General features: G+C 70.2%; 27 protein-coding genes. 16 read left to right on the forward strand and 11 right to left on the reverse strand.

The features are described from left to right. Positions 1-28: 28 nt before the first annotated feature. The 8 genes from xerD to AB0H54_RS25720 all read left to right on the forward strand — a co-directional run bounded on the left by xerD (position 29) and on the right by AB0H54_RS25720 (position 7,589). Positions 29-967 carry a site-specific tyrosine recombinase XerD gene (gene xerD, locus AB0H54_RS25685; protein ID WP_355281050.1) on the forward strand — a complete coding sequence of 313 codons (939 nt, stop codon included), beginning with the start codon at positions 29-31 and terminating at the stop codon, positions 965-967. Positions 968-1,220: 253 nt separating this feature from the next. Beyond that, positions 1,221-2,054 carry a ParA family protein gene (locus AB0H54_RS25690; RefSeq protein WP_355281243.1) on the forward strand — a complete coding sequence of 278 codons (834 nt, stop codon included), beginning with the start codon at positions 1,221-1,223 and terminating at the stop codon, positions 2,052-2,054. Between the two features lie 17 nt (positions 2,055-2,071). Then, positions 2,072-2,935: a segregation/condensation protein A gene (locus tag AB0H54_RS25695; RefSeq protein WP_357349080.1), complete on the forward strand. Its 864-nt coding sequence runs from the start codon at positions 2,072-2,074 to the stop codon at positions 2,933-2,935. Between the two features lie 70 nt (positions 2,936-3,005). Continuing rightward, the gene (gene scpB / locus AB0H54_RS25700) at positions 3,006-3,662 is read left to right on the forward strand and encodes an SMC-Scp complex subunit ScpB (RefSeq protein ID WP_357348515.1); all 657 of its coding nucleotides are present in this window, start codon (positions 3,006-3,008) and stop codon (positions 3,660-3,662) included. 8 nt (positions 3,663-3,670) lie between these two features. Next, positions 3,671-4,930, forward strand: coding sequence for a pseudouridine synthase (locus tag AB0H54_RS25705; RefSeq protein ID WP_357348517.1), 1,260 nt, complete (start codon positions 3,671-3,673; stop codon positions 4,928-4,930). A 38-nt stretch (positions 4,931-4,968) separates the two neighbouring features. Continuing rightward, the gene (gene cmk / locus AB0H54_RS25710) at positions 4,969-5,673 is read left to right on the forward strand and encodes a (d)CMP kinase (RefSeq protein WP_357349082.1); all 705 of its coding nucleotides are present in this window, start codon (positions 4,969-4,971) and stop codon (positions 5,671-5,673) included. Continuing rightward, a complete protein-coding gene (gene der, locus AB0H54_RS25715; RefSeq protein ID WP_357348519.1) occupies positions 5,670-7,088 on the forward strand; it encodes a ribosome biogenesis GTPase Der in 1,419 nt (472 codons plus the stop codon). The genes cmk and der overlap by 4 nt, the downstream gene beginning before the upstream one ends. 225 nt (positions 7,089-7,313) lie before the next feature. After that, on the forward strand, positions 7,314-7,589 hold the full coding sequence (locus AB0H54_RS25720) for a YggT family protein (RefSeq protein WP_355281058.1): 276 nt from the start codon (positions 7,314-7,316) through the stop codon (positions 7,587-7,589). Between the two features lie 25 nt (positions 7,590-7,614). Here the strand turns inward: AB0H54_RS25720 and AB0H54_RS25725 are convergent, their stop codons facing one another. Beyond that, positions 7,615-8,211, reverse strand: coding sequence for a TetR/AcrR family transcriptional regulator (locus AB0H54_RS25725; protein ID WP_357348521.1), 597 nt, complete (start codon positions 8,209-8,211; stop codon positions 7,615-7,617). Between the two features lie 102 nt (positions 8,212-8,313). On the opposite strand from AB0H54_RS25725, the gene AB0H54_RS25730 reads away from it, so the two are divergent. Next, positions 8,314-9,201 carry an alpha/beta fold hydrolase gene (locus tag AB0H54_RS25730; protein ID WP_357348523.1) on the forward strand — a complete coding sequence of 296 codons (888 nt, stop codon included), beginning with the start codon at positions 8,314-8,316 and terminating at the stop codon, positions 9,199-9,201. Positions 9,202-9,240: 39 nt separating this feature from the next. Here the strand turns inward: AB0H54_RS25730 and AB0H54_RS25735 are convergent, their stop codons facing one another. The 4 genes from AB0H54_RS25735 to AB0H54_RS25750 form a co-directional block, all read right to left on the reverse strand. Further along, the gene (locus tag AB0H54_RS25735; RefSeq protein ID WP_357348525.1) at positions 9,241-9,765 is read right to left on the reverse strand and encodes a hypothetical protein; all 525 of its coding nucleotides are present in this window, start codon (positions 9,763-9,765) and stop codon (positions 9,241-9,243) included. Next, positions 9,762-10,622, reverse strand: coding sequence for a metal-dependent hydrolase (locus AB0H54_RS25740; protein ID WP_357348527.1), 861 nt, complete (start codon positions 10,620-10,622; stop codon positions 9,762-9,764). The genes AB0H54_RS25735 and AB0H54_RS25740 overlap by 4 nt, the downstream gene beginning before the upstream one ends. A gap of 48 nt (positions 10,623-10,670) precedes the next feature. Beyond that, complete coding sequence (locus AB0H54_RS25745; RefSeq protein ID WP_357348529.1) at positions 10,671-11,309, reverse strand: TetR/AcrR family transcriptional regulator; 639 nt, start codon at positions 11,307-11,309, stop codon at positions 10,671-10,673. Positions 11,310-11,390: 81 nt separating this feature from the next. Then, on the reverse strand, positions 11,391-12,515 hold the full coding sequence (locus AB0H54_RS25750) for an ACT domain-containing protein (RefSeq protein ID WP_357348531.1): 1,125 nt from the start codon (positions 12,513-12,515) through the stop codon (positions 11,391-11,393). Between the two features lie 201 nt (positions 12,516-12,716). On the opposite strand from AB0H54_RS25750, the gene AB0H54_RS25755 reads away from it, so the two are divergent. Both AB0H54_RS25755 and AB0H54_RS25760 read left to right on the forward strand, forming a co-directional pair. Further along, the gene (locus AB0H54_RS25755; protein WP_357348533.1) at positions 12,717-13,973 is read left to right on the forward strand and encodes an aspartate kinase; all 1,257 of its coding nucleotides are present in this window, start codon (positions 12,717-12,719) and stop codon (positions 13,971-13,973) included. 78 nt (positions 13,974-14,051) lie between these two features. Next, entirely contained in the window at positions 14,052-14,900 is an 849-nt protein-coding gene (locus AB0H54_RS25760) for an alpha/beta fold hydrolase (RefSeq protein WP_357348535.1), read from the forward strand. Positions 14,901-14,904: 4 nt separating this feature from the next. Here the strand turns inward: AB0H54_RS25760 and AB0H54_RS25765 are convergent, their stop codons facing one another. Together AB0H54_RS25765 and AB0H54_RS25770 are read right to left on the reverse strand one after the other, a co-directional pair. Continuing rightward, on the reverse strand, positions 14,905-15,621 hold the full coding sequence (locus AB0H54_RS25765) for a GNAT family protein (RefSeq protein ID WP_357348537.1): 717 nt from the start codon (positions 15,619-15,621) through the stop codon (positions 14,905-14,907). A 212-nt stretch (positions 15,622-15,833) separates the two neighbouring features. Further along, positions 15,834-16,661, reverse strand: coding sequence for an SAM-dependent methyltransferase (locus tag AB0H54_RS25770; protein WP_357348539.1), 828 nt, complete (start codon positions 16,659-16,661; stop codon positions 15,834-15,836). A 573-nt stretch (positions 16,662-17,234) separates the two neighbouring features. Here AB0H54_RS25770 and AB0H54_RS25775 point away from each other — a divergent pair. Beyond that, complete coding sequence (locus tag AB0H54_RS25775) at positions 17,235-17,525, forward strand: hypothetical protein (protein WP_357348541.1); 291 nt, start codon at positions 17,235-17,237, stop codon at positions 17,523-17,525. A 12-nt stretch (positions 17,526-17,537) separates the two neighbouring features. Here AB0H54_RS25775 and AB0H54_RS25780 read toward each other — a convergent pair whose 3' ends face one another. Together AB0H54_RS25780 and AB0H54_RS25785 are read right to left on the reverse strand one after the other, a co-directional pair. Next, entirely contained in the window at positions 17,538-18,020 is a 483-nt protein-coding gene (locus AB0H54_RS25780; RefSeq protein ID WP_357348543.1) for a TrkA C-terminal domain-containing protein, read from the reverse strand. 145 nt (positions 18,021-18,165) lie between these two features. Continuing rightward, positions 18,166-19,005, reverse strand: coding sequence for an NAD(P)-dependent oxidoreductase (locus AB0H54_RS25785; RefSeq protein ID WP_357348545.1), 840 nt, complete (start codon positions 19,003-19,005; stop codon positions 18,166-18,168). 105 nt (positions 19,006-19,110) lie between these two features. On the opposite strand from AB0H54_RS25785, the gene AB0H54_RS25790 reads away from it, so the two are divergent. Further along, positions 19,111-19,848 carry a PaaX domain-containing protein, C- domain protein gene (locus AB0H54_RS25790; RefSeq protein ID WP_357348547.1) on the forward strand — a complete coding sequence of 246 codons (738 nt, stop codon included), beginning with the start codon at positions 19,111-19,113 and terminating at the stop codon, positions 19,846-19,848. Positions 19,849-20,006: 158 nt separating this feature from the next. Here the strand turns inward: AB0H54_RS25790 and AB0H54_RS25795 are convergent, their stop codons facing one another. Beyond that, positions 20,007-20,864: a TetR family transcriptional regulator gene (locus AB0H54_RS25795; protein ID WP_357348548.1), complete on the reverse strand. Its 858-nt coding sequence runs from the start codon at positions 20,862-20,864 to the stop codon at positions 20,007-20,009. A gap of 130 nt (positions 20,865-20,994) precedes the next feature. Here AB0H54_RS25795 and AB0H54_RS25800 point away from each other — a divergent pair, with 130 nt between their 5' ends. The 3 genes from AB0H54_RS25800 to AB0H54_RS25810 are packed head-to-tail and all read left to right on the forward strand — an operon-like array spanning position 20,995 to position 23,962. Then, the gene (locus tag AB0H54_RS25800) at positions 20,995-22,203 is read left to right on the forward strand and encodes an acyl-CoA dehydrogenase family protein (protein ID WP_357348550.1); all 1,209 of its coding nucleotides are present in this window, start codon (positions 20,995-20,997) and stop codon (positions 22,201-22,203) included. Continuing rightward, the gene (locus AB0H54_RS25805) at positions 22,200-23,222 is read left to right on the forward strand and encodes a phosphotransferase family protein (RefSeq protein ID WP_357348552.1); all 1,023 of its coding nucleotides are present in this window, start codon (positions 22,200-22,202) and stop codon (positions 23,220-23,222) included. Before AB0H54_RS25800 ends, AB0H54_RS25805 begins: the two co-directional genes overlap by 4 nt. After that, on the forward strand, positions 23,219-23,962 hold the full coding sequence (locus AB0H54_RS25810; RefSeq protein WP_357348554.1) for an SDR family oxidoreductase: 744 nt from the start codon (positions 23,219-23,221) through the stop codon (positions 23,960-23,962). Before AB0H54_RS25805 ends, AB0H54_RS25810 begins: the two co-directional genes overlap by 4 nt. Here AB0H54_RS25810 and AB0H54_RS25815 read toward each other — a convergent pair. Next, on the reverse strand, positions 23,959-24,939 hold the full coding sequence (locus AB0H54_RS25815; RefSeq protein ID WP_355281081.1) for a diiron oxygenase: 981 nt from the start codon (positions 24,937-24,939) through the stop codon (positions 23,959-23,961). The two genes, AB0H54_RS25810 and AB0H54_RS25815, sit on opposite strands and share 4 nt — an antisense overlap. Positions 24,940-25,035: the final 96 nt, after the last annotated feature.

Here is a 25,035-nt window from a genome sequence, read left to right on the forward strand (position 1 = left end):
GGTCGGCGGGGACTAGGCGGCGTCGGGCGTGCTCGCGCGGGAGATCGACGCCTACCTCGACCATCTGGCGGTCGAGCGTGGAGCCGCGCGCAACACCCTCGGCGCCTACCGGCGGGACCTGGCCCGCTACCGCGCCTTCCTCACCGGACGCGGCATCGCGAATCTCGCGGCCGTCGCGCAGGGCGATGTCGCGGAGTTCACCATGGCGTTGCGGTCCGGCGGCGAGGATCATCCGCCGCTGGCCGCCGGGTCGGTGGCCAGGGCCTTGATCGCGGTGCGTGGCCTGCACCGGTTCGCCGCGGCCGAAGGTCTCACCGACACCGATGTGGCGCACGCGGTGAAACCGCCGGCGCCGGGTCGGCGGCTGCCCAAGGCGCTGCCCTACGACCAGGTGCTGCGGGTGCTCGAGGCCGCGGGTGGCGACGGTGACTCGGGTGGGGCCGACGGTGGACCGCGGGGATTGCGGGACCGGGCCCTGCTGGAACTGCTGTACTCCACCGGCGCGCGCATCTCGGAGATGGTCGGCCTCGACGTCGACGACCTCGACGCCGAACAGCGGTGCGTGGTGCTGCGCGGCAAGGGCGGCAAGCAGCGGCTCGTCCCGATCGGCAGGCCCGCGCTCGCCGCGGTCGACGCCTACCTGGTGCGTGGCCGCCCGACCCTGGCCGCGGCCGGAAAGGGTTCCGGGGGAGCCCTTTTCCTCAACGCGCGCGGCGGCAGGCTGTCGCGGCAGAGCGCCTGGCAGGTATTGCAGACCGCCGCCGAGCGCGCCGGGATCGGGGCCACGGTGTCGCCGCACACCCTGCGGCACTCCTTCGCCACCCACCTGCTCGACGGCGGCGCCGATGTGCGCGTGGTGCAGGAACTGCTCGGGCATGCTTCGGTCACGACGACTCAGATCTACACCCTCGTGACGGTGAGCACGCTGCGCGAGGTGTGGGCGACCGCGCATCCGCGGGCCAGGTGAAAGCGGCGGTGCGCGGTCGCGTCCAGCGGGTATCGTGCGAACACGCCCGGCGTTGCCATGCTGTACCTCACCGGTCCGAGCGGTAGCGTCTACCCCCAAGAGCTGGACCGTACGAAAGCGAGTCCGGGCCCGAATCGGCCTCGCTACCCTCGACAGGGGTTACCGGTAGGACACGTATAAGGAGCAGCGGATCGTGACGACAGCGGAAACACCGTGGGACGGTGGACCGGACGAGGTCGCCGAGGCCGTCGAGATGGGCCCGACCGGGCGCCCGCTGCGACTGGTACCCGAGCCGCCGCAGGTGCAGCGTCACGGTGACGCGCTGGTGGTGGCCATGTGCAACCAGAAGGGCGGGGTCGGCAAGACCACCTCGACCATCAATCTCGGTGCGGCCCTGGCCGAATACGGCCGCCGCGTCCTGCTCGTCGACCTCGATCCGCAGGGCGCGCTCTCGGCCGGGCTCGGGGTGGCCCACCACGATCTCGACCTCACCGTGCACAACCTGCTGATCGGCGGGAAGGCCACCGTCGACGACGTCCTGCAGACCACCAAGGTCGACGGGATGGACCTGTTACCCAGCAACATCGACCTCTCCGCGGCCGAGATCCAGCTGGTCAACGAGGTGGGCCGGGAGCAGTCGCTGGGCCGGGCGCTGGCGGGCGTGCGCGACCGCTACGACTACATCCTCATCGACTGCCAGCCCTCGCTCGGCCTGCTCACCGTCAACGCGCTGGCCTGCTCGGACGGCGTGATCATCCCGATGGAATGCGAGTACTTCTCGCTGCGCGGCCTCGCGCTGCTCAACGACACCGTGGAGAAGGTGCGCGACCGGCTCAACCCGCGCCTGAGCCTGTACGGCATCGTGGTCACCATGTTCGACGCCCGGTTGCTGCACTCCCGCCAGGTGATGTCGCGGGTGGTCGAGGTCTTCGGTGACCTCGTCTACGACACCGCCATCTCCCGCACCGTGCGGTTCCCCGACGCCAGCGTCGCCGGTGAACCGATCACCACCTGGGCCCCGAAATCGGCGGGCGCCGAGTCGTATCGGGCGATGGCACGCGAGGTCATCCACCGGTCGGGCCGGTGATCGACGCAACACCCGAGGTGCGTGAGGATCGGCAAGAAGCGGCTCCCGCCGCCGAGAACACCGGGTTCCACCTGCGGCTGAAGAACTTCGAGGGGCCGTTCGATCTGCTGCTGACGCTGATCAGCTCGCGCAAACTCGATGTCACCGAGGTCGCGCTGCATCAGGTCACCGACGAGTTCATCGCCTACACCAAGGCGCTGACCGCCGAGCTCGCCGAGAACACCAAGCTGCGCGCGGACAAGATCCTCGACCAGACCACCGAATTCCTCGTCGTCGCGGCGACGCTGCTCGACCTGAAGGCGGCCCGGCTGCTGCCCTCGGGCGAGATGACCGACGCCGACGACCTCGAACTTCTCGACGCCCGCGACCTGCTGTTCGCCCGCCTGCTCCAGTACCGGGCGTTCAAGCAGGTGGCCGAACTGCTCGCCGAGCTGGAAGCGGCCGCGCTGCGCCGGTATCCGCGCTCGGTGGCGCTGGAGGAGCAGTTCGAGGGGCTGCTGCCCGAGGTGACCCTCGGCGTCGACATCAGCGCGTTCGCCGAGATCGCGGCGGCGGCGTTCCGGCCGCGCCCGGTCCCGCAGGTCGGCCTCGCGCATCTGCACATGCACACCATCTCGGTCGCCGAGCAGGCCGAGCTCGTCCTGGCCCGGCTCAAGGAACGCGGGCCCGGCGGCTGGACGACCTTCGCCGAACTGGTGGCCGATTGCACGGTCCCGGTGGAAATCGTCGCCCGGTTCCTGGCGTTGCTCGAGCTGTACCGGGGCAAGACCATCGCGTTCGACCAGCCCGATCCGCTCGGCCCGCTGGCCGTGAGCTGGCTCGGTGAGCTGGATCCCGACGCCGAAGCGGCGGCGTTGAGTTTCGAGGAGGACTACGGATGATCGGGTCAAGCCCGGAGGCGGCAGCGCAGCGTAACCACGTAGGGCTCCCGATCAGCCAGGAGGGCACAGAATGACCGAGGTAGTGGCGGAGTTCACTTCCGAGCCGCTCGACGAGGCGGAACTGCGCTCGGCGCTCGAGGCGATGCTGCTCGTCGTCGACGCTCCCGCGCCGGTAGAACAGCTGGCCGCGGCCCTGGACGACACCGCCGAGCGGGTCGAGGCGACCCTGCGGACCATGTCGGCGGAGCTGACCGCGCGGGGCAGCGGCATCGACCTGCGTTTCGTCGGCGACGGTTGGCGCTTCTATACTCGACAGGAGTACGCGCCCTATGTCGAGCGTGTACTGCTCGACGGGGCTCGGACGAAGCTCACCCGGGCCGCCTTGGAGACCTTGGCGGTGATCGCCTACCGCCAGCCGGTGACCCGGACCAGGGTCAGCGCGGTTCGCGGGGTGAACGTCGACGGAGTGATGCGCACACTGCTGGCCAGGGGCTTGATCGCGGAAGCGGGTCAGGACCCGGAGACCAACGGCACGCTGTACCGCACCACCGAGTTGTTCCTCGAACGGATCGGGCTCGCCTCACTGGGCGACCTGCCACCGCTGGCGCCGCTGCTTCCCGGCGTCGACCTGATCGACGAGATCAGCGAGAGCCTGGAGACCGATCCCCGGTTCACCAGGCTGCAGAAACCGGCCGAGTCCGACATGGACCTCGGCACCGACGATTGACAGGACAGATGAATACTTCCGCTCGCCGAGATGGCACACCGGACCGAAGAAAACGCAGCGACCAGCCCCGTAGCGGCGCGAACCGGACCGCGGGAACCCGCGGCGGCACCGCGCGCACCGGGCAGTCGGGCAGCCGCGGCACCGGCGGATACGAGCGTGGTGAGTCGACCGGCCGCCGCAGCTCCTCGGGTGGCTTCACCCGCGGCGCCGACGACCGGCGCGGATCGACGGGACGCGGCTACCAGCGCGGCGCGACCGATGATCGGCGTGGCGGCTACGACCGTGGTGGCGACGACCGTCGCGGCGGGTACCAGCGCGGCGGCGACGACCGTCGTGAGGGTGGCTACCAGCCGCGCGGCACGCAGCGCGCGGGCAGCACCGCCCGCCCCGCGACCTCGCAGGCGCCCGTGCGCAAGACCAAGTCGGCCAAGCCGCAGCGCAAGGTCGTCGCGCCGACGATCCTGAACAACGCCAAGCCGGCCCGCCACCAGCACGCCGAGAACACCGAGGGCCCGAAGAAGCTGCCCTGGGGCGAGGGCGAACGGTTGCAGAAGGTGCTCGCCAAGGCCGGGGTGGCCTCGCGCCGCGCGGCCGAGGACATGATCGCCGCCGGTCGCGTCGAGGTCGACGGCAAGATCGTGCGCGAGCAGGGTCTGCGCGTCGATCCGGAGAACGCGGTCGTGCGCGTCGACGGCACCCGCGTCGTGGTCCGCGACGAACTCGTGCATCTGGTGCTGAACAAGCCCAAGGGCTGGCAGTCCACGATGGCCGACGATCTGGGCCGCCCCTGCGTCGGCGACATCGTCGCCGAGCGGATCGCCGCCGGTCAGCGCCTGTTCCATGTCGGCCGCCTCGACGCCGACACCGAGGGCCTGCTGCTGCTCACCAACGACGGTGAGATGGCGCATCGCCTGATGCACCCCTCCTTCGAGGTGCCCAAGACCTACCTGGCCACCGTCAACGGCGAGGTCAACTACCGCCTGGTGGGCAAGCGGCTGCGCGAGGGCGTCGAGCTCGAGGACGGCCCGGCCAAGGTCGACAAGTTCATGCTGCTCGAGGCCTACGAGGGCCGCTCGCTGGTCAAGCTCGTGTTGCACGAGGGCCGCAAGCACATCGTGCGTAGGCTGCTCGACGAGGTCGGCCACCCGGTGATCCGGCTGGTGCGCACCCACATCGGCCCGGTGGCGCTGGGCGACCAGCGTCCCGGCACGCTGCGCGTGCTCGGCCGCGACGAGATCGGCAAACTCTACGAGGCGGTGCAGCTGTGAACGGAGTGGATTTCCCGGTGGAGTTCGCCGGTGACCGGATGACCGGTGACGGCACGCTCGTCGTCGCGATGGACGGCCCGTCGGGCACCGGCAAGTCCAGTGTGTCGCGTCGGCTGGCCACCCGCCTGGGTGCCCGCTACCTCGACACCGGCGCCATGTACCGGGTCGCGACGCTGCGCGTGCTGCGCGCCGAGGTCGACCTGGCCGATGCCGACGCGATCGCGGAAACCGTTGCGGCGCTGCCGTTGTCGATCGGCACCGACCCCAGCCGCGAGGTGATCGAGCTCGACGGTGAGGACGTCTCCGCCGAGATCCGCGGCGACGCCGTGACCAAGGCCGTCTCCGCCGTGTCCGCGGTGGCGCAGGTGCGCGAGCAGCTCGTCGCCCTGCAGCGCGAGATCGCGGCCGTGTCCGGGCGCATCGTGGTGGAGGGCCGCGATATCGGCACCGTCGTGCTCACCGGCGCCGACGCCAAGATCTACCTCACCGCCTCCGCGGAGGCCCGCGCCCAGCGGCGCAACGCCCAGAACATCCGCGAGGGCCGCGGCGACGACTACACGGCCGTGCTGGCCGACGTGCAGCGCCGCGACACCCTCGACTCCACCCGCACGGTGTCGCCGCTGCGCCCCGCAGCCGACGCGGTGCTCGTCGACACCAGCGACCTGACGATGGACGAGACCATCGACGAGCTCTACCGCGTGGTGGCCCAGCAGCTTTCGGCCACGACAGGAGGGTCGCGATGATCGACGAAGAGGTTCTGGTCGGAGACGGCACCTGGTCCGACGAATCCGATTGGGAGATCGCCGATCTCGACGGCGAGCACGAAGGCGACGAGCATCTCGCGATGCCGACGGTCGCCGTCGTCGGCCGCCCGAACGTGGGCAAGTCGACCCTGGTGAACCGCATCCTCGGCCGCCGCGAGGCCGTCGTCGAGGACATCCCCGGCGTCACCCGCGACCGCATCTCCTACGAGGCCAGCTGGGCCGGTCGCCGATTCCTGGTGCAGGACACCGGCGGCTGGGAGCCCGACGCCAAGGGCCTGCAGCAGCATGTGGCCCGGCAGGCCGAGGTCGCGATGGCGACCGCCGACGCGATCCTGCTCGTCGTCGACGCGACCGTCGGCGCCACCGCCACCGACGAGGCCGCGGTGCGCAAGCTGCGCCGCTCCAAGATCCCGGTGATCCTGGTGGCCAACAAGGCCGACGACCAGAAGGTCGAACTCGAGGCCGCCAGCCTGTGGTCGCTGGGCCTCGGTGAGCCGCGCATGGTCTCGGCCGCGCACGGCCGTGGCACCGGCGATCTGCTCGACGACGTGCTCGGCGCGCTGCCCGAGACCCCGCGCGAGGGCACCGGCACCGCCGGACCGCGGCGCGTGGCGCTGGTCGGCAAGCCGAACGTCGGCAAGTCCAGTCTGCTGAACAAGCTGTCGGGCGACGAGCGTTCGGTCGTCCACGATGTCGCGGGCACCACGGTCGACCCGGTCGACTCGCTGGTCGAATTGGGCGGCAAGGTCTGGAAGTTCGTCGACACCGCCGGTCTGCGCCGCAAGGTGTCCAACGCCTCGGGCACCGAGTTCTACGCCTCGCTGCGCACCAAGTCGGCGCTGGAGGCCTCCGAGGTCGCGATCATGCTGATCGACGCCTCGGTGCCGATCACCGAGCAGGACCTGCGCGTCATCAGCCTGGTCGCCGACTCCGGTCGCGCGCTGGTGCTGGCGTTCAACAAGTGGGACCTGGTCGACGAGGACCGCCGCTACATGCTCGAGCGCGAGATCGACCGCGATCTGGTGCGGGTGCCGTGGGCCCAGCGGGTCAACATCTCCGCCCACACCGGCCGCGCCGTGGCCAAGCTGGTGCCGCAGATGGAGACCGCGCTCGAGTCCTGGGACAAGCGCATCTCCACCGGCCGCCTGAACACCTGGCTCAAGGAAGTCATCGCGGCCACCCCGCCGCCGATGCGCGGCGGCCGCCAGCCCCGCGTCCTGTTCGCCACCCAGGCGGGCACCCGCCCGCCGACGTTCGTGCTGTTCACCACCGGCTTCCTGGAGGCGGGCTACCGCCGCTTCCTGGAGCGCCGCCTGCGCGAGGAGTTCGGTTTCGACGGTTCGCCCGTGCGCATCTCGGTGCGCGTGCGTGAGAAGAAGGAACGCAAGAAGTAGCGCGTCACCACGCGAGCCCCGGGTCGACCGACCCGGGGCTCGCGGCGTCTCCGGACCCGTGACCGTGGTCGACGAGTTGTGCGGCGACGAGGCGGACGCGCCTGCGCGCTCCGGTGCGGTGGAGGGCTGATAATCGGCTGAGAACCATCGGGGTGGGACACTTCGGCGCGGGCTGGCGCGTTGATCGGGGTACGAGGCCCTGTGCGGCTTCCTAAGGAGTGCGTCATGAGTCTCATCGGAACCGTGGTCGGCTACGCGCTGACGGTGTTCATGTTCGTGTTGCTCGCGCGCATGGTGCTGGACTGGCTGGCGGTGGCGGGGAAGGGTCCGGACTGGGTGGGGAAGGCGCGGCAGGTCACCCATGCCGCGACCGAACCGGTGATCGCGCCGGTGCGGCGGATCCTGCCGCCGGTCCGGATGGGCGGGCTCGGCATCGACCTGGCCTTCACCCTGGTGTTCATCGCCGTGCTGGTCCTGCGCGCGATCGCCTTCAGCCTGTAGCGCCCCTCGCCTCGGCGAGTCGAGCTCAGGCGTCGACCACCCGGTCGAGCAGGTGCTCGACGAGTTGTGGTGCGCGAGCGGCCATGCCGTGGTCGGTGAGCATGCCCTGGGCCAAACCGGCGATCGTGAGCAGGACGACCTCGGCATCCGCGCGGATCGTCGGCTCCGCCGCCGCGGGCCCACGGAGCTGCCGGAGCTGGGTGGCGACCGCGTCGACGATGTAGTTGGGCGTGTCGGCGGTATCGGCGGATTCGAGATCGGGTCCGGTGAGTGTGGCCGCGTGGAAGATGCCGAGCAGGACGGCATCCTGCCTGCTGGCGTCGTCGAGCGGCAGCAGGCCCATCAGCACCGTGCGGACGATGTCACGCGGGCCCGCTTCCGGGCCGAGTGCGGTCAGGGCCCGGTGCAGCCGGGCGCCCGAGTCCGCGACGACCGCACGATGTGTCGCGAGCAGGAACTCCCTCTTGGTGCCGAAGTAGTACTGCACCGACCGCACCGAGACCCCGGCCTCGGCGGCGACCGATTGGAACGTCGCGGCATCGAGCCCGCCCCTGGCGATGACGCGCCGCGCGGCGCCGGTGATGGACCGGCGCCGTTCCTCGTGATCGGCCAACCGTGGCACGCCCGCCTCCTTCTGCTCCAGCTCGTCCCCTCCGATTCTTGATGGTACGCCCATACCATTTTTGTGGTACATTGATATCACCAACGAAGTAAAGGGGTGGTCATGGCCAAGATCGGGCGGTTCAAGAACGACAAGGCGCGCGAGGAGTACCTGCGGGCCTATCGGGAGCTGGAGAAGTCGCAGCCGATTCCGTCGACCACCGTCGACGTGCCGACGACCTTCGGCACCACCCGGGTCCGCACCTTCGGTCGCGGCGACGGCGTGCCGCTCGTGCTGCTGCACTCGCTCGGCGGAAACAGCCTGTCCTGGAACCACGTGATCGAGGATCTGGCGCGCGATCGGGTCGTCCACGCGCCCGAATTCCTGGGCACGCCCGGTCTCAGCGTCCAGACCGCGCCGATCGACGAAACACGGTTCGGCGCGTGGTTCACGGAGCTGCTCGACGGACTCGGCGTCGACCGGGTGCACCTGGTCGGGTATTCGCAAGGCGGCTGGGAGGCGATGGCGATCGCGGCGGGCGGCGCGCCACGGCTGGCGAGCCTGACGGTGATCGAACCCGGCGGCACCTTGGCGAAGATCCGCTGGGGCGTGCTGTGGAAGATGATCACCGTGGGCGCGCGCCCGACCGACAAGAACCTCCGCAAGCTGAACGCCTGGATGAACCCCGGCGTCACCCTGTCCGACGCCGAATTCGCCGGTGTGAAAGCCGCGTTGGGCTACATCCCCACGATCGGCTACCCCCGGTTGTTCACCGACGAGCGGCTGGCGACGATCTCCGTGCCGACCCTCGGCCTGTTCGGCTCGGAATCGATCGCCGCCGACGCGACCATCGCCGCCGGACGCCTGCGCGACAACGTGCCCACCTGCGAAACCGAGATCTACCCCGGCGCGGGCCACGGCATCTTCCACCAGATCCCGAAGCAGGTCACCGCGAGCATCCTCGACTTCACCCGCCGCTACGAACCGACCGAGGCCCGGCGCGGGGAATGATCGACCGCTGATCCGGAACACATTCGGCGACAGCGAATCTCACGGCTGTACCGCGGGCCCGATTCGCCGCCGCCGGTCGGTATCGAGCAGGCGGAGACCTTCGCCGATGGCCGCGTCGATCCGGAGTTCTGCGGTCCACCAGGTCGCGGTTCGCAATGGCAGACCACGCGGCCGGTACTTGCGCATGATCTCGACGTGGTCCGGGAGCGAGACGAATCTCCGCAGCCCGGTGTCGTCGGTCCAGATCGACAGTGACCCGACCTGGCGACGGGCCGGGCGCAGATAGGTCATCACGCCGACGGCGCCGTCGATCTTCGCCAGTTGATCACCCAAACTCTCCGCGGCGAGCCAGATATCGGGAATGTCGGTAAGCCGCCGCGGCGTGTACTGGGTCACGCTGATCAGGTAGGGGCCGTGTGCCGAGTCCCGTGGTCCGCTCTTCCACGCCGAGCCGAGCGTGAAGTCGGCCGCGGGTGCGCCGGTCGTGAGATGCCGGCGCCCGCTGCGCAGCAGCAGGGCCGGGGCATGGACGATGTCGGTCCAGGGGATTCGTCTCGTCGTCATCGTTGCCCCAGGTGGTCGGTGAGGGTGCCGTCGGCACCGAACAATTCGGTCGTCCAGTGGTCCAGGAGCGCGGTGTTGTCGGTGTCGTCGGGGTGGAAGCCGCGCTGGGTGTAGGCCCGCATCCTGGCGCGGACCTCACGCGTCAAGAACGGCGAGTGCCGAAGCGCGGCGAGGCTGCGGCCCAGCCGGATCGGGTGATAGGTGGCGCGATCGCCGAGGGTCGACAGCGTGGAGTAGGCGATGACGCTCGCGAAGAAGGAGACCATGATCCCGCGCATCGCCCAGATTCGTCTGCGCTCGGTTCCGCCGGCCGCGCGGTAGACATCGAAAGCGACCGCGCGGTGCTCGGATTCCTCGATCGCATGCCAGAGCAGCATCGATCGAACCTCGGTGGCGCCGAGCAGGGCCTGCGCCCGTTCGTCGCCGAGCAGTGTCTCCGCGAAAACGGCGGTGAAGTGCTCGAGCGCGGCGGTGATCGCCAGGCAGGTCAGTGGCGAGGTGAAGCGTTCGTACCGTCCGAGAACGCGGCGCGTCGCGCGATCCGCCCGTCCCATGGGGTAGCCCATCCGCTGCAGGCGTTCGTTGAGCGCGCGGTGCTCCCGGCCGTGGGTGACCTCCTGGCCGATGAAGCCCTGCACCCGCGACTTCAGCTCGGGATCGGTGATCTCGCCGGCGAAGCGGCGAACGGAACGGACGAAGAAGTCCTCGCCTTCCGGAAACGTCGCCGACAGGTGGGCGACGACGTGACTCATCACCAGATCGCCGTCGACGTAGTGGCGGTCGAGTGATCCGGACGGATAGTCGAAGTGGATGCGACGAGCGCGGATGAGGCGTCTCGCCGGGTCGGTGGCGTTCATGGAAATCCCCCTCGGTGTGTTGCGGTACGCGGTTGTGCCGGAACAGATTCAGTCGGTGGTCGGTGGTTGTGCGGTAGCGCCCAGGGTGGCGCGGATCATCGTCTTGAAAGCGGCGAGGACGCTGTCGGCCCGCATCGGCTCGTAGCCGTCGATGGACCGCGCTGTCGCCAGGCCGGTGAGCAGCGCGTAGACGACGTGCAAGCCCACCGCCCGATCCGGCGCCGGGTCGGTGCCCGCGTCGACGGGGAACAATTCGGTGTAGAGCCGTTCGCTGGCCCGCATGAACTGCCGGTCGATCTCGACCACGGCGCAGGCCAGTTCCGGATCGGTCCGCGCGGCCACCCACAATTCGTGCCACGCGGTGAAGGTGGGGCGCGCGTACATCGACCACAGCAGGTCGATCGCCGCGTCGAGCCTGTCCGCCGACGGGTCGAGCGCCGCCATCAACTCCCCGTACTCCTCGATCCGGCGCGCGAACGAGTGTGTGACCGCGCCGGTCAGGAGATCGGCTTTGGTGGGGAAGTGGTGCAGCAGCGCCCCCAGTGACACACCGGCACGCTGGGCGACTTCGGTGGTCGTCGTCGCCTTGAAACCCACCTCCACCAAGGCGTCGAACGTCGCGTCGAGCAGTGCGCGTCGCGTTTCGGCTGTGCGCTCGGCTTGTGTCCGGCGGCCGCGAGGTGGCATGTGCCGAGTGTGACGCACAAACCATAAACCGTCAATGTTTCTTGTAAGTGCGAAAGATGCTCCGCACGTATCGGTTCCGGCTCAGTCGTCGGTGCCCTCGATGCGCCAGCGGGTCGATACCTCGCGGACGCAGGGGGCGTCGGTGAGGGCGTCGATCGTGTCGGTGACGGCCGACTCGCGGGCGCGGTGGGTGAGGACGATCAGGTGGACGTCGGGGCCCTGGTGTTCCTGGCGGACGCGCGCGATGCTCACGCCGTTGTCGGCGAAAACGGCGGCGACCTGGGCCAGGGCGCCGGCGTGGTCGGTGACGCGCAGGTTGAGGTAGTAGCGGGTGGGGGTGTCGCCGAGGGGAGCAATGGGGAGCTGGGCGTAGTGCGAGGCGCGAGCGGCGCGGCCGCCGTGGACGCGGTTGCGGGCGGCGGTGATCAGGTCGCCGAGCAGGGCCGACGCGGTCGCGGTGGTGGCGGCGTCGCCGGAGAACATCAGCCTGCCCGCGCCCTCGGCTTCGACGGCGACCGCGCTCGACGGCGCCTCGACCCGGGCGAGCGGATCGGTCACCGGGAGCAGCGCGGGGTGGACGCGGACCGAGATCTGTTCCTTGCCGCCGTCTTCGGCGATCCTGGTGCAGACGGTGAGCGTGCGCAGGCGCAGACCCAGCGCCGCGGCGGCGGCGAGGTCGGCGGCCGCCGCGGGCCCGGACTCCTCGAAGTGCACGTCGCCGACCTCCACCCGGGTGTGGAAGGCCAGGGTCGCCAGGATGGCCGCCTGCGCGGCCGCGTGCCTGCTGTGCTCGGCGGGGAAGACCCCCAGGACCTGGTTCACCCGGTCACCCGAGAGGGACTGGGTCAGCGGCCGGACCACCGGAACACCGCCCGCCACCGCCGCTTCGAAGCACAGATCGGCGCCGTGCTGCTCGGCGGCCGCGGCCAGCCGGTGCCCGTGCTGGGCGATCAGCGCGGTGTTCGCGGTGATCACCGACCGTCCCGCGCGCAGCGCGTCGAGCACCGCCGTCACCGTGCCGACGTGCTCGGTCGCGTCCACCACCAGCTCCGCGGGCTCGGCGAGCATCAGCTCCGCACCGGCGCGTTCCCGCAGATCCCCGCCCGTGTCGCGGATGATCCGCTCGACCTCGGCGGCGAGTGCGCCGGTGCCGAGAACGGCGACCCCGAACGAGCCGCGTGGGGAACGAAAGAGCTGATTGGTCATGGGAATTCGCCTCACCGCCGAGAACTGCCGAGCCGGGAACGAACGCCGTGGCCGCCGCCCCCGCCCAGCCAGTATCGCGGCCGGATCGACTCGGCGGCAGCCGTTTTCACCACGAAACAGGACAGCCGTGCCAGAAATGCCGGGATACTCGGAGGGGTCACCCGCGGGTCGCGCGCGGGCGAGCAGGGGAGAGGACGAGGAATGGCCCTGGTTGTGCAGAAATTCGGCGGATCGTCGGTGGCGAGCGCCGAGCGGATCCGGCGGGTCGCCGAGCGGATCGTGGAGACGAAGAAGCAGGGTCACGACGTGGTGGTGGTCTGCTCCGCCATGGGCGACACCACCGACGAGCTGCTGGACCTGGCGGGCCAGGTGGCGCCCGCGCCGCCGCCGCGCGAGATGGACATGCTGCTCACCTCCGGTGAGCGCATCTCGAACGCGCTGGTGGCCATGGCGATTCACGCCCTCGGCGCGGAGGCCAGGTCGCTGACCGGCTCGCAGGCGGGGGTGATCACCACCGGCGCGCACGGTAACGCCAAGATCATCCAGGTCGACCCCGATCGGGTCCGGCGCGCCCTCGACGACGGCGAGGTGGTGCTCGTGGCCGGATTCCAGGGCGTCAGCCAGGACAGCCGCGACGTCACCACGCTCGGGCGCGGCGGGTCCGACACCACCGCCGTCGCCCTGGCCGCGGCACTGCACGCCGATGTCTGCGAGATCTACACCGACGTCGACGGCGTGTTCACCGCCGATCCGCGGATCGTGCCCGACGCGCAGAAACTCGACCAGATCTCCTACGAGGAGATGCTCGAGATGGCGGCCTGCGGCTCGAAGGTGCTGATGCTGCGGTGCGTGGAATACGCTCGCCGCTATCACGTTCCGGTGCACGTGCGCTCGTCCTATACCGACGCGATCGGCACCACCGTGTTCGGCTCGATGGCCGACATCCCCGCCGATCAAGCGGTGCTCACCGGCGTCGCGCACGATCGCAGCGAGGCGAAGGTGACCGTCGTCGGCCTGCCCGACGAACCCGGCTACGCGGCCCAGGTGTTCCGCGCGGTCGCCGACGCCGAGATCCCCATCGACATGGTCGTGCAGAACACCGGCACCGGCCGCACCGACATCACCTTCACGCTGCCCGCCGCCGACGGCGCCCGCGCGGTGGCCCTGCTGCGGGAACGTCGCGCCGATATCGGTTTCACCGATGTGCGCTACGACGATCGCGTCGGCAAGGTGTCGCTGATCGGCGCGGGGATGAAGAACCATCCCGGGGTCACCGCGACGTTCTGTGAGGCGCTGGCCGAGGCGGGGATCAATCTCGATCTGATCGCCACCTCGCAGATCCGGATCTCGGTGCTGGTCCGCGACACCGACCTGGACGCGGCGGTGCGCGTGCTGCACCGGGCCTTCGATCTCGGCGGCACCGAAGTCGCCGTCGTGCACGGCGGCACCGGCCGCTGACCAGAGGATTGACGGGCAACTGAACCACAGGTAATTTACCCATCAGTCAATTAGGCCGTCGATCGACCGGAGGGTCCCTTGAGCAACCGACTGACCTCCTACGCCCGGGTGGGACTGCGCTTCGACGTGGTGGACTCCGGTCCGATCGACGGCCCGGTCGTCCTGGCGCTGCACGGTTTTCCGCAGACCGCGAGTTCGTTCGGTGAACTCGCCCCGCTGCTGAACGCCCGCGGCTACCGCACCGTCGCCCCGAATCAGCGCGGCTACTCGCCGGGCGCCCGGCCGCGCGGCCGCTTCGCCTACCGGATCACCGAACTGGTCGACGACGTCCTCGCGCTGATCCGCGAGATCGACCGTGGGCCCGTCCATCTGGTCGGCCACGACTGGGGTGCGATGGTCGCCTGGTCGGTCGCCGCCGCGCGACCCGACCTGGTGCGCTCCCTGGTGACGATGTCGGTGCCGCACCCCGCCGCGTTCCGCCGTTCACTGCTCGGCAGCGACCAGCTCGCCCGCTCGTACTACATGGGGTTGTTCCAGATCCCGGTGCTCCCCGAGCGGTTGCTGCACGCGCGGCCCGGGATTCTCGACCGCGCGCTGGCGGGCACCGGCATGACACCGGAGATGATCGCCCGGGTGCACCGCGAGATCGTCGACACCGGCGCGCTCACCGGCGGGTTGAACTGGTACCGGGCGATGATCCTGCTCGGCCAGCGGGCCATCTCGGCGCCGGTTCAGGTGCCGGTGACCCATGTCTGGAGCTCCGGGGATACGGCACTGGCCCGCCGCGGCGCCGAGCTCACCGGGAACTACGTCACCGGCGCCTACCGGTTGGTCGTGCTGGACGGCGCCTCGCACTGGCTGCCCGAGGAGCGTCCGCGAGAGCTGGCGGAGATCATCACCGAGCGGATCGAGTCCGTCCGGGTCTGAGCCGTCAGCCGATCGGAGAGGCCAAGGGGCGCAACGACTCGGCGGTGGCCGGGATCAGCGGGGCCCGCGGCAGCATGGTGCGGGCGGCGAGCTGCTCGGTGATCCGCAGCCGCACGCCCGCCCACTCGTCGTGCAGGATCGAATAGAACGCGGTGTCGCGCACCGCGCCGTCGAGCCCGCGCGAATGTGCCCGGCGCACACCGTCGCTCACCGCGCCGAGCCGTTCGATCGCGGCGCGGGAGCGCAGGTTGCGGGCGTCGGCGCGCAGCGTCACCCGGCGCACGCCCCAGCCGTCGAAGGCGTGGGTCAGCATCAGCAGTTTGCACTCGAGGTTCACCACGCCGCCGCGCACCGCGGGCGTGAGCCAGGTGTTGCCGATCTCGACGGCGTCGGGGATCGCCCCGCCGGGCAGCGCGGTGACAGGCTCGGCGGCCAGCGGCCAGCTCAGCGGGCCCTGCCAGTAGTCGAGCCGGGTGAAGCGGGTGGCCCCGACCACGCAGTCGTCGGCCACGGTGACGATGGCGAAGGCCAGGGTGGTGCCGGCCAGCTGGGCGGACTCGGCCTGGAAGACGTAGGTGCGGGCCTCCTGCTCGCCCTGCGGGACGATGGTGAACCCCGCCGGACCGAGCGCGACCGAGGCCGCGGCCAAGCCGGGAACATGGTGGGGTGCCAGGGGTTCCAGCCGTGCGATGCGGCCGTGGAGGATAACGGGTGCGGGCATGGTGACCGGCGTCCTTCGTCTGATGAGGGTCGCCGAAAACACGAGGCGTGGATCTCACGCGGCACGTGATTGCGGCGAAGCGACACGAACGATCCAGCAGCATCGAGAAAACTAGATGCACAAGATAGCGGAACGTGACGCGTTCACCCGTGCGAACAGACGAGATGTCGTGGCCCGAATTTCACCGGGGTCACCGACCCGGACGAACCGCCCTAACGCTTGTCGGCGATGGCCGCGACGATGAGTTCCTCCCACACCGAGAGCTCCCGATCGGGCGAGCCGATGCGCGCCGCATCGTCGTCCTCGGCGGGCACGTTCTGGTGCCAGCGGGCGGCCGCGGCGACGCCGGGCTCCTGCAATTGCAGATCGCCGAACAGCGCGACGATCTCCGCGTCGGTGCGCCAGCGGCCACGGCCGAAGGTGGATTGCAGCTTGGCTTCGGCCTCGATGGTCTCGGCGTTGTCGCCGGAGCGGAAGTGCGAGATGAACACGCTGCTGCCGACCGGGATCTGCTCGGTCCAGTACTGCACGACCGCGCGCGGGTCCTCGTCGTCGTTGAGGTGGTGCAGGATGGCGCTGAAGATCAGGGCGACCGGCTTGTCGAAATCGATGAGCCGGTTCACCTCCTCGTTGGCGCGAATGCCGACGGAATCGCGGACATCGGCGTGCACGACGGTGGTGTTCTCGTTGGTCGCCAGCAGCGCGCGGCCGTGGGCGAGCACGATCGGGTCGTTGTCGACATAGACCACGCGCGCGTCGGGGTTCACCCGCTGGGCGACCTGGTGCACGTTGTCGGCGGTGGGCAGGCCGCTGCCGAAGTCGAGGAACTGGGTCAGACCCGCCTCGGCCATCTCGCGGACCGCGCGGGTGAGGGCCTGCCGGTTGGTGAACGCGATCGCCACCGAACCGGGCAGGTTGAGCTTGAAGTGGTCGCCGATCGCGCGGTCGACCTCGTAGTTGTCCTTGCCGCCGAGCAGATAGTCGTAGACCCGGGCGATGCTCGGACTCGACTGGTCGATCACATTCGCGTTGTCGCTCATCGTCGACGACCCCTCACGCTGTTACCGGTGTGTGCCGCCGCCCATCGTAGGAGAACGACGGCGGGTCGGCACGCTTTCCCTGTCGGTGATACCCGAAAACCGTTCCGGGCGTGTCGGTTCCGGTGCGCGCCGGGGTTCGGTGCGGTTCGTGCCCCGGCGAGGTCTCGATGCGGGTAGCGGTGGTGTCGCAGTTTGCTCACGGCGCGTTTTCGCACGTCAGGGCCGTAACGGTTCGATAAATCACAGGCTTGTCGGCATATTGAGCAAATGTCCAGTAGTGCACGGGTTTCGCCAGTTCCGAGGGGTGTTTGCCGGATATGTAACGTGCGTTATCGACTCGTGTCGCACGTATGTTCTATGTGATGCAGATCACATCGCCTGTCATTCGGCTACCGGGAGTGGCACGCTCGTAATTGCTGAACGTTAACCGTTTGTGATCAACGGCGAGGTCGACGCAGACCTTCCGTCACATTCGCCCTGTCCGTCCGCTCCGGCGTAGCGGGCCTCGAAAGATCCGGTATGGATCAGCAACCGGCCGTGTCGGGACGGCCACCCGGAAGGGGGCTCATGCTGATGAGCAGCATCTACTTCGAATCGAACAGCAATCTGTCAGTTACCGGCCGTGATGGTCGCGTCACCGCGTCCAGGCCCACCGAATCGTCGCTCGGCCCGTTGGGAATGCCCGGCTTGATCCTCGGCCTGCTCCTGCTCGGCCTGGGTATCGTCGCGCTGCTGCGCCTGGGGGAGTGGGCGGGCAGCTATGGCCCCGAGCTGGTCGTGCTGGCCTATGTCCTCTACATGGCCGCCGCGGCGTGGCTGGCCCTGTGGGGCGCGGCGACGGTGCGATCTCTGCACCGCCACTAGGTCCACCTCCGGTCAGCCGTCGTGCAGGATCTGCGCGGCGGCTGTCAGGCTGTCCGCGGACCCGACCACGATGAGGACATCGCCCGCCGCGAAGGCGAATTCCGGTCCGGGGGAGGCGAGTACCGCGCCGGCTCGCATCACCGCCACGATCGACGCCTTGGTGCGGGTGCGCATCCGGGTGTCACCGAGTGTGCGGCCGTCGTAGGGCGAGTGCGCCGCGAGCGGGAACTGCCGGGTGCGCACGCCGTCGAACTCGCGATGCTCGGCCTCGAGCTGGGCGACCACCCGTGGCGCGCCGAGCAGGCTGGCCAGGGCCGCCGCCTCCGCCGCCGACAACGAGATCTGCTCGGTGACATCGGGGTTGCCCGGCTTGCCGACGATCAGATCGATCGCGCCGTCGCGGTGCTCGACCACGCCGATGCGGCGCCCGCTCTTGCGCACCGCGAAATCCTTGCGTACCCCGACCCCGGGCAGCGGCGTGACGTCGATCTGCACCCTCTCCACTGTAACCGGGCAAAAGGGACGCGGGCTGGTCACAATTCCGCCGCCGGACGGTGACGGACAGTTATCGCCGATCGGCCACGGGTGTGTCGCTGGATCAGCGCACCGCGGTGGCGGCGAGCTGATCCAGCGCACGGTGTCAGGCCTGCGGCGGGTCGACGAAGATGTCGTACTCGAGGGTGCCCGAGCCGCCGTAGCCGGACAGGTCTGTGATGCCCTCGGCCGCCAGCACGTCGACGTCGAGGAAGGTGTTGCCGGTGGTGGTGCGCGCGTCGCGGCCGAGGATGGCGACGGCGGCGTCGGCCACGATCTCCGGGGTGCGGGCCTTGGCGATGGCTTCGTCGCCGCCGAGCAGGTTCTGCACCGCGGCGGTCGCGATCAGCGTCTGCGGCCACAGGCAGTTGGCGGCGACGCCGTGCTCGGCGTACTCGGCGGCCCAGCCGAGCGTGAGCAGCGACATCCCGTACTTGGCGACCATGTAGGCCGGATGCCCGCCGAGCCAGTGCGGGGCCATGTTCAGCGGCGGCGACAGGCTCAGGATGTGCGCGTTCTCGCTGTTGCGCAGGTGCGGCAGGCAGGCGCTGGAGAGGAGGTAGGTGCCGCGCAGCTGGATCTGCTGCATGAGGTCGAAGCGCTTGATCGGCAGTTCCTCGGTGGAGGCCAGCGCGATCGCCGAGGCGTTGTTGACGCAGTAGTCGATGCCGCCGAACCGCTCGACCGCCTGGCCGACCGCGTCGGCCACCGAAGCCTCGTCGCGGACATCGCCCACCACCGCCAGCGCCTGACCGCCCGCTTCCTCGATCTCGGCGGCCGCGGTGTGGATGGTGCCCGGCAGGCGCGGATCCGGGACATCGGTCTTGGCCAGCAGCACGATATTGGCGCCCTGGCGCGCGGCGGCGACCGCGATCGCCAGCCCGATGCCGCGGCTGCCGCCGGACATGATCATCGTGCGCCCGGCGAGCGGGTGGGTAGCGGTCATGGGCGAGGCTCCTTGTCGTCGGCGACGCCGGAGAGGCGGCTGATATCCGGCAACGTTACATATCTGAGATGGCCGTGGCAATAGTGAAATATGTAGACTCGATCCGTGCAACCCCCTGTGACCGGCCCCGATACCGAGGTCCGCCCGGTATCGGCCCGCTCGGCGCTGGTCCGGATTCTCATCGCCGCCGATTCGCCGACGATGACCTCACGTGAGATCTGTGCCGCCACCACCACCGTCGGCTACCCCGAGGCGACCGTCCGCGTCGCCGTGTCCCGCATGGTCGCCGCCGGTGACCTGGTGCGGGAGAACCGTGCCTACACCCTCACCCCCGTGCTGCGCGCCCGCCGCGCCGAGCTCGCCGCACCGGCCACCCTCCCGTGGACGGGTGACTGGGAGCAGGTCGTCGTCACCGCCACCGGCCGCCCCGCCGCCGACCGCGCCGCGCTGCGCGCGCGCCTGCTGTCGCTGCGCCTGGCCGAACTGCGGGAGGGTGTCTGGATGCGCCCTGCCAACCTGGACCGCGCCTGGCCCGCCGACCTCGACGACACCACCTTCCGCCTGCGCACCCGCCCGGTCGAGGAACCCGCCGACCTCGCCGCCCGCCTATGGCCGCTGGCCGACTGGTCCGCCCGCGCGCACGCCCTGCTGGCCGCCATCGACACCGCCGACCCCACCGCCAGATTCGCCGCCGTCTGCGCCGGTCTCGACCACCTCACCACCGACCCCGTCCTCCCGGCCGACCTCCATCCCGCCGACTGGCCGGTGACCCGCCTGCGCACCGTCACCGCCGACTACCTCGCCTGGTTCGCCGCGCTGCGCCCGGAACCGGTCGCGCCGTAGGCGATCGGGCTCCACGATGTTGTCCGCGGTCGTCCGGGTGTGGTTGCGCGAGAGATGAGGTCGTCCCGTCTACGATGGACCGTGCCGTGCGACGTGGCGGCGCCGCATGGTGCATGGGGAAGGGCCCGCCCCGAGAGTTTTCGGGGCGGGCCGCACCGTCAGCGGGGGATGCCCAGGACGCCGAGGGCGAAGTCGGCGTAGTCGGTGGCGATCTGTTCGGGTGTGGCCGGGCCGTCGAGGCGGAACCACTGCGGCAGGGCCGTGCACATGGTCGCGATCGCGCGTCCGGCGGCGCGCGCGTGTTCGGTACCCCGATGCTGCTCGGTGAGCGCGCTGTCGATATCCGCGTCGAGAAGATACTGGATCTCGTTGCGGGAGATCGTGATCCGGCGCCGGTCGGCCGGTTCGAGACTGCGCATCTCGCTGGCGCCGATGAAGGCGAGTTCGCGCCGGTGGGTGTGGAACAGCGCCAGCGCCTCGACGACCCGCGTGACCCGGTCGCGGCCGGTGCCCGCCTCCCGGCGGGCCGCGTCGACCCGCCAGTGCAGCTCGTCCATGGTCAGGTCGAGCGCGCGCACGAGCAGGGCCTGCTTGTCGCGGTAGTGGTGGTACACGCCGGGCACGCTCATGCCCGCGCGCTGCGCGATCGAGCGCATGGTGGCGCCGTGATAGCCGGTCTCGACGAAGGAGTCGATCGCGGCCGCGAGCACCGGATCGATGTCCAGCGGCGGGAATTCGCGCCACGCGCGGGCGTCCTGGTCCGCCGGGGCGGTACCGCGCGGCCGGGGTTCGGGGGCCCGTGCCGTCGGCTCGCCGATCAGCCACTGGGTGGTGGTACCGAGTTCGGTGGCCAGCGATCGCAGGCGCGGGACCGAGACGCCGGTCTTGCCGGTCTCGATCGCGCTGAGCGTGGCGGCGCTGACCTCGATCCGGCGGGCGGTCTCCCGCAACGACAGGCCCGCCGCGGTCCTCGCCGCACGCAGGCGGGCACCGAGCCCACCGTTCGATGTGTTCATGGTGTTCAGGATATCTGAACATAGTGGCCGGAGGGAATCTGTCGATTGACAGCAGTTATCGGGTCGTGTCACTGTCGTAGGCGTCCGATGCCGAGCGAACGTTCGGCCAAGTGAGTCGAGGAGTGGATCCGTGGCGATCGACCTGTCCCAGCCGCCCGAGGTGCAGCGTCTGGCCGAGCGCACCCGCGCCTTCATCCGCGGCCGGGTCCTCCCGCTCGAGGACGCGCACGACGGCGACATCACCGCCGCCGGTGGCGAGGCACTGCGCGTCGACCTGCAGCGCGAGGCCCGCGCGGCCGGGGTGTTCGCGCCGCACGCGCCGACCGAATTCGGCGGCCACGGTTTGGGCATGTCGGACCGCGCCCCGGTCTTCGAGGAGGCGGGCTACTCCCTGTTCGGTCCGACGGCCCTGAACATCGCGGCCCCCGACGAGGGCAATGTGCACATGCTCGCCCACATCGCCGACCCGGAACAGAAGCAGCAGTACCTGGCGCCGCTCGCGCGCGGCGAGGTCCGTTCGGCGTTCGCGATGACCGAGCCCGCGCCCGGCGCAGGCTCGGACCCCTCGGCCCTGGCCACCCGCGCGGTGCGCGCCGAGGGCGGCTGGCGCATCACCGGCCACAAGTGGTTCATCACCGGCGCCGACGGCGCCGGTTTCTTCATCATCATGGCCCGGACCTCGGGTGAACCCGGCGATCGTGGCGGCGCGACGATGTTCCTCGCTCCCGCCGATACCCCCGGCCTCCGGGTCGGCAGGCATATCGACACCCTGGACCGGTCGATGCTCGGCGGCCACTGCGAGGTGTTCTTCGAGGACCTGCTCGTCCCGGATTCGGCGGTGCTCGGCGCGGTCGACCGTGGCTTCGAGTACGCCCAGGTGCGGCTCGGCCCGGCCCGGATGACGCACGTGATGCGCTGGCTCGGCGCCGCGCGCCGCGGCCACGACGTCGCGGTGGACCGGGTGGCTCAGCGACGCGGATTCGGTTCGCGCCTGGGCGATCTCGGCATGATCCAGCAGATGATCGCCGACAACGAGATCGACATCGCGGCGACCCGCGCGCTGCTCACCCGTGCCTGCTGGGAACTCGATCGCGGTGAGTCCGCGGCGAACGCGACCTCCATCGCGAAGACCTTCGCCGCCGAGGCGATCTTCCGGATCATCGATCGCAGCATGCAGATGTGCGGCGGTCTCGGCGTCGCGGCGGACCTGCCGCTGGCGCGGCTCTCGCGGGAGGTCCGGCCGTTCCGGATCTACGACGGTCCCTCCGAGGTGCACCGGTGGGCCATCGCCAAACGCGCGGTGAGCGCCGCCAAGCGAGCGCACAGGGACGCCGAATGAACCTGCCCGGAATGGATATCGACGCGTTGGAGAAGTTCCTGCGCGACAGCGGCGTGCCGGTACGCGGTGACCTGCGCGTGGAACTGATCAGCGGCGGGCGCTCGAACCTGACGTTCACGGCCGCCGACGACGTGTCGACCTGGGTGGTGCGGCGTCCGCCGGTCGCCGGGCTCACCCCGTCCGCGCACGATATGGCGCGCGAGTTCACCGTCACCGACGCGCTCCAGGATTCGGCGGTGCCGGTCGCGCGCACGGTGGCCTTCGACGAGCGGGGCACCGCCCTCGGCGCGCCGATGACCGTCGTCGAGTACGTCGACGGCCGCGTGATCCGCGACCAGGACGACCTCGCCGCCCTCACCGACGAGCAGGTCGCGGCGAGCGCGACCGAACTGGTCGACGTGCTGGCCCGCCTGCACGCCGTCGACCCGGCGGCGGTGGGTCTCGGCACGTTCGGCCGACCCGCCGGTTTCGTCGAACGCCAGGTGAATCTGTGGGCGTCCCAATGGGATCGGGTGAAGACCCGCGAGCTCGCCGACGTGGCGGTGCTGCACGCCGCGCTGGCCGAGGCGGTGCCGAGTACCTCGGCGGCCTCGATCGTGCACGGCGACTTCCGCATCGACAACACCATCCTCGACGCCGCCGACCCGGGCCGGGTGCGTGCGGTCGTGGACTGGGAGATGTCGACCCTGGGCGACCCGCTCACCGATGTCGCGCTGATGTGCGTGTACCGGTCGCCGATCTTCGACCTGGTGCTCGGCTCGTCGGCCGCGTGGACCAGCGACCGCATGCCCACCGCCGACGCGCTCGCCCAGTCCTACGCGGCCGCCTCCGGTCGCGACCTCGGCGACTGGGGCTTCTACCTGGCGCTGGCCAACTTCAAACTCGGCGTGATCGGCGAGGGCATCACCCACCGGGCACTGCGCGGCTCCGGCGCGGGCGCCGCCGCCGAGCGCGCAGCGGAGGCCACCCCGGAGTTCATGGCCGCCGGCCTGCGCGCACTGGAAGGACACCGGAAGTGACCGCGAGCAAGTCCGCCCTGATCACCGGAGCGTCCCGGGGCATCGGCCTCGGGATCGCGAACCGGCTTGCCCAGCAGGGGTATTCGCTGACCATCACCGCCAGGGACGCCGACCGGCTGAACGCGGTCGCCACCGATCTGCGGGCGCTCGGTGCCCCCGGGGTGGTCGCCGTCGCCGCCGACATGGCCGACGAGGACGGCATCGCCCGCCTGCTCGCCGAGCACGCCGACCGGCACGCGACCCTGTCCGCGCTGATCCTCAATGCCGGTGTCGGCACCGCGGGCGCGCTCGCCGACTCCTCGATGAAGCGGTTCGACAAGACCGTCGCGGTGAATGTGCGCGCTCTACTGCAACTCGTCCAGGGCGCGTTGCCGATGCTGCGTGCGGCGGCCGCCGCCGATCCGGCCCACGGCGCGAAGGTCGTCGCGCTGTCCTCGATCACGGGCGTGTACGCCGAGGCGGGCCTGGCGGTCTACGGCGCGGCCAAGGCGGCGATGATCTCGCTGCTCGCCACGCTCAATGCCGAGGAGTCCGGCAACGGCGTCACCGCCACCGCCATCGCGCCCGCCTACGTCGACACCGACATGAGCGCCTGGATCCACGACCGGATCCCGCCCGAGCGGATGCTCGCGGTGAACGACGTCGTCGAGATGGTCGACTCGCTGCTGCGGCTGTCCGCCCGCGCGGTGGTCCCGACGATCGTCATGTCCCGCGCGGGCACCGACGGCTACCGCGCCTAGGCGGGGCGGCGGTCGGGCTCGCTGCGGTAGCGGGCCTGGCCGCCGTCGATCTTCAGCAGTTTCCACAGCGGCCTGGTCACCGGGTTCAGCAGGCCGAGCTCGCCGGCCAGGGCGCGCATGTCGCCGAAGAATCCGCTGAGGATCTTGCGGGAAGCGGGGCTGCGCCAGAACGCGTCCTTGAACACCTCGTCCGGGATGTCGAACTTGGTGGCGAACGACTTCGACGGCTTGACCAGTTCGTCGGCCAGCCAGCGCATGGCGATCGGAAAGGCCACGGCGCAGACCGCGGTGCTCACCGGATTCATCCGCGCGAGGTGGTTGCGCAGGAACTCGTTGGCGAAGGAGATGTGCCGGGCTTCCTCGGCGATGTGGATCTCCATGATCCGCAGCAGCGTCGGCTGGGTCGCATTGCCGGACCGGATCAGGGCCTTCTGATAGTGGTCGATCGGCTCCTCGCCGCCGAGGATGCCGATGAACAGGATGGCCCAGAAGTAGCCGCCCGCGACGCCGATGAACGGCGAGGCGACCCGGAACAGCGGCCGCATGCCCGGCACGTCGTCGCCGATGCGGTTGACCAGTTCCTGGAACATCTGGATGTGGTTGCACTCCTCGGTCATCTCGTGGAGGCAGTACCGGAACTCGGGCGACCCGTTGGGCAGCGCCATCGCGTATTGCATCATCCCGCGGATGAGGATGGACTCGAAGGCCAGCCCGACCTTGGCGGCATTGGCCTGGCGCCAGCGGCCGATCTCGATGCGGCGCTCGAGCGGCAGCGACTGGTACCACGCGGTGGCGCCCAGCGGATCGAGCTCGGCCGAGAGCACCCAGCGCGGGTCGTCCCGGTCGATCGCGAATTCCGGTGCGTCCCAGTCGATGTCGAGGAAGGGGTCGAATCTGCGGTGGACCGACCCCTCCGACAGCGTGAGCAGGGTGTCGGCGTAGTCCGGATCGGCGGCAGCGGTCTTCGAGAACGTCATTGTTTCTCTCCATCGTCACAGGGATCGCCGTCGAGCCGACTCTCCCTGATTTGAATGTAACGCACTGTCTCACCTAAATCCAGGGCTGATTTTTCC

Source organism: Nocardia sp. NPDC050718 (genome assembly GCF_040654235.1).
In the GTDB taxonomy this organism is placed as follows: domain Bacteria; phylum Actinomycetota; class Actinomycetes; order Mycobacteriales; family Mycobacteriaceae; genus Nocardia.

Bases quoted from the DNA above. Each gene is read 5' to 3' on its own strand.
- AB0H54_RS25690 (WP_355281243.1), top strand. From the start codon at position 1,221: ATGGGCCCGACCGGGCGCCCGCTGCGACTGGTACCCGAGCCGCCGCAG.
- scpB (WP_357348515.1), top strand. From the start codon at position 3,006: ATGACCGAGGTAGTGGCGGAGTTCACTTCCGAGCCGCTCGACGAGGCG.
- AB0H54_RS25705 (WP_357348517.1), top strand. From the start codon at position 3,671: ATGAATACTTCCGCTCGCCGAGATGGCACACCGGACCGAAGAAAACGC.
- cmk (WP_357349082.1), top strand. From the start codon at position 4,969: ATGACCGGTGACGGCACGCTCGTCGTCGCGATGGACGGCCCGTCGGGC.
- der (WP_357348519.1), top strand. From the start codon at position 5,670: ATGATCGACGAAGAGGTTCTGGTCGGAGACGGCACCTGGTCCGACGAA.
- AB0H54_RS25720 (WP_355281058.1), top strand. From the start codon at position 7,314: ATGAGTCTCATCGGAACCGTGGTCGGCTACGCGCTGACGGTGTTCATG.
- AB0H54_RS25730 (WP_357348523.1), top strand. From the start codon at position 8,314: ATGGCCAAGATCGGGCGGTTCAAGAACGACAAGGCGCGCGAGGAGTAC.
- AB0H54_RS25735 (WP_357348525.1), bottom strand. From the start codon at position 9,765: ATGACGACGAGACGAATCCCCTGGACCGACATCGTCCATGCCCCGGCC.
- AB0H54_RS25740 (WP_357348527.1), bottom strand. From the start codon at position 10,622: ATGAACGCCACCGACCCGGCGAGACGCCTCATCCGCGCTCGTCGCATC.
- AB0H54_RS25745 (WP_357348529.1), bottom strand. From the start codon at position 11,309: ATGCCACCTCGCGGCCGCCGGACACAAGCCGAGCGCACAGCCGAAACG.
- AB0H54_RS25750 (WP_357348531.1), bottom strand. From the start codon at position 12,515: ATGACCAATCAGCTCTTTCGTTCCCCACGCGGCTCGTTCGGGGTCGCC.
- AB0H54_RS25755 (WP_357348533.1), top strand. From the start codon at position 12,717: ATGGCCCTGGTTGTGCAGAAATTCGGCGGATCGTCGGTGGCGAGCGCC.
- AB0H54_RS25765 (WP_357348537.1), bottom strand. From the start codon at position 15,621: ATGCCCGCACCCGTTATCCTCCACGGCCGCATCGCACGGCTGGAACCC.
- AB0H54_RS25770 (WP_357348539.1), bottom strand. From the start codon at position 16,661: ATGAGCGACAACGCGAATGTGATCGACCAGTCGAGTCCGAGCATCGCC.
- AB0H54_RS25775 (WP_357348541.1), top strand. From the start codon at position 17,235: ATGAGCAGCATCTACTTCGAATCGAACAGCAATCTGTCAGTTACCGGC.
- AB0H54_RS25785 (WP_357348545.1), bottom strand. From the start codon at position 19,005: ATGACCGCTACCCACCCGCTCGCCGGGCGCACGATGATCATGTCCGGC.
- AB0H54_RS25795 (WP_357348548.1), bottom strand. From the start codon at position 20,864: ATGAACACATCGAACGGTGGGCTCGGTGCCCGCCTGCGTGCGGCGAGG.
- AB0H54_RS25805 (WP_357348552.1), top strand. From the start codon at position 22,200: ATGAACCTGCCCGGAATGGATATCGACGCGTTGGAGAAGTTCCTGCGC.
- AB0H54_RS25815 (WP_355281081.1), bottom strand. From the start codon at position 24,939: ATGACGTTCTCGAAGACCGCTGCCGCCGATCCGGACTACGCCGACACC.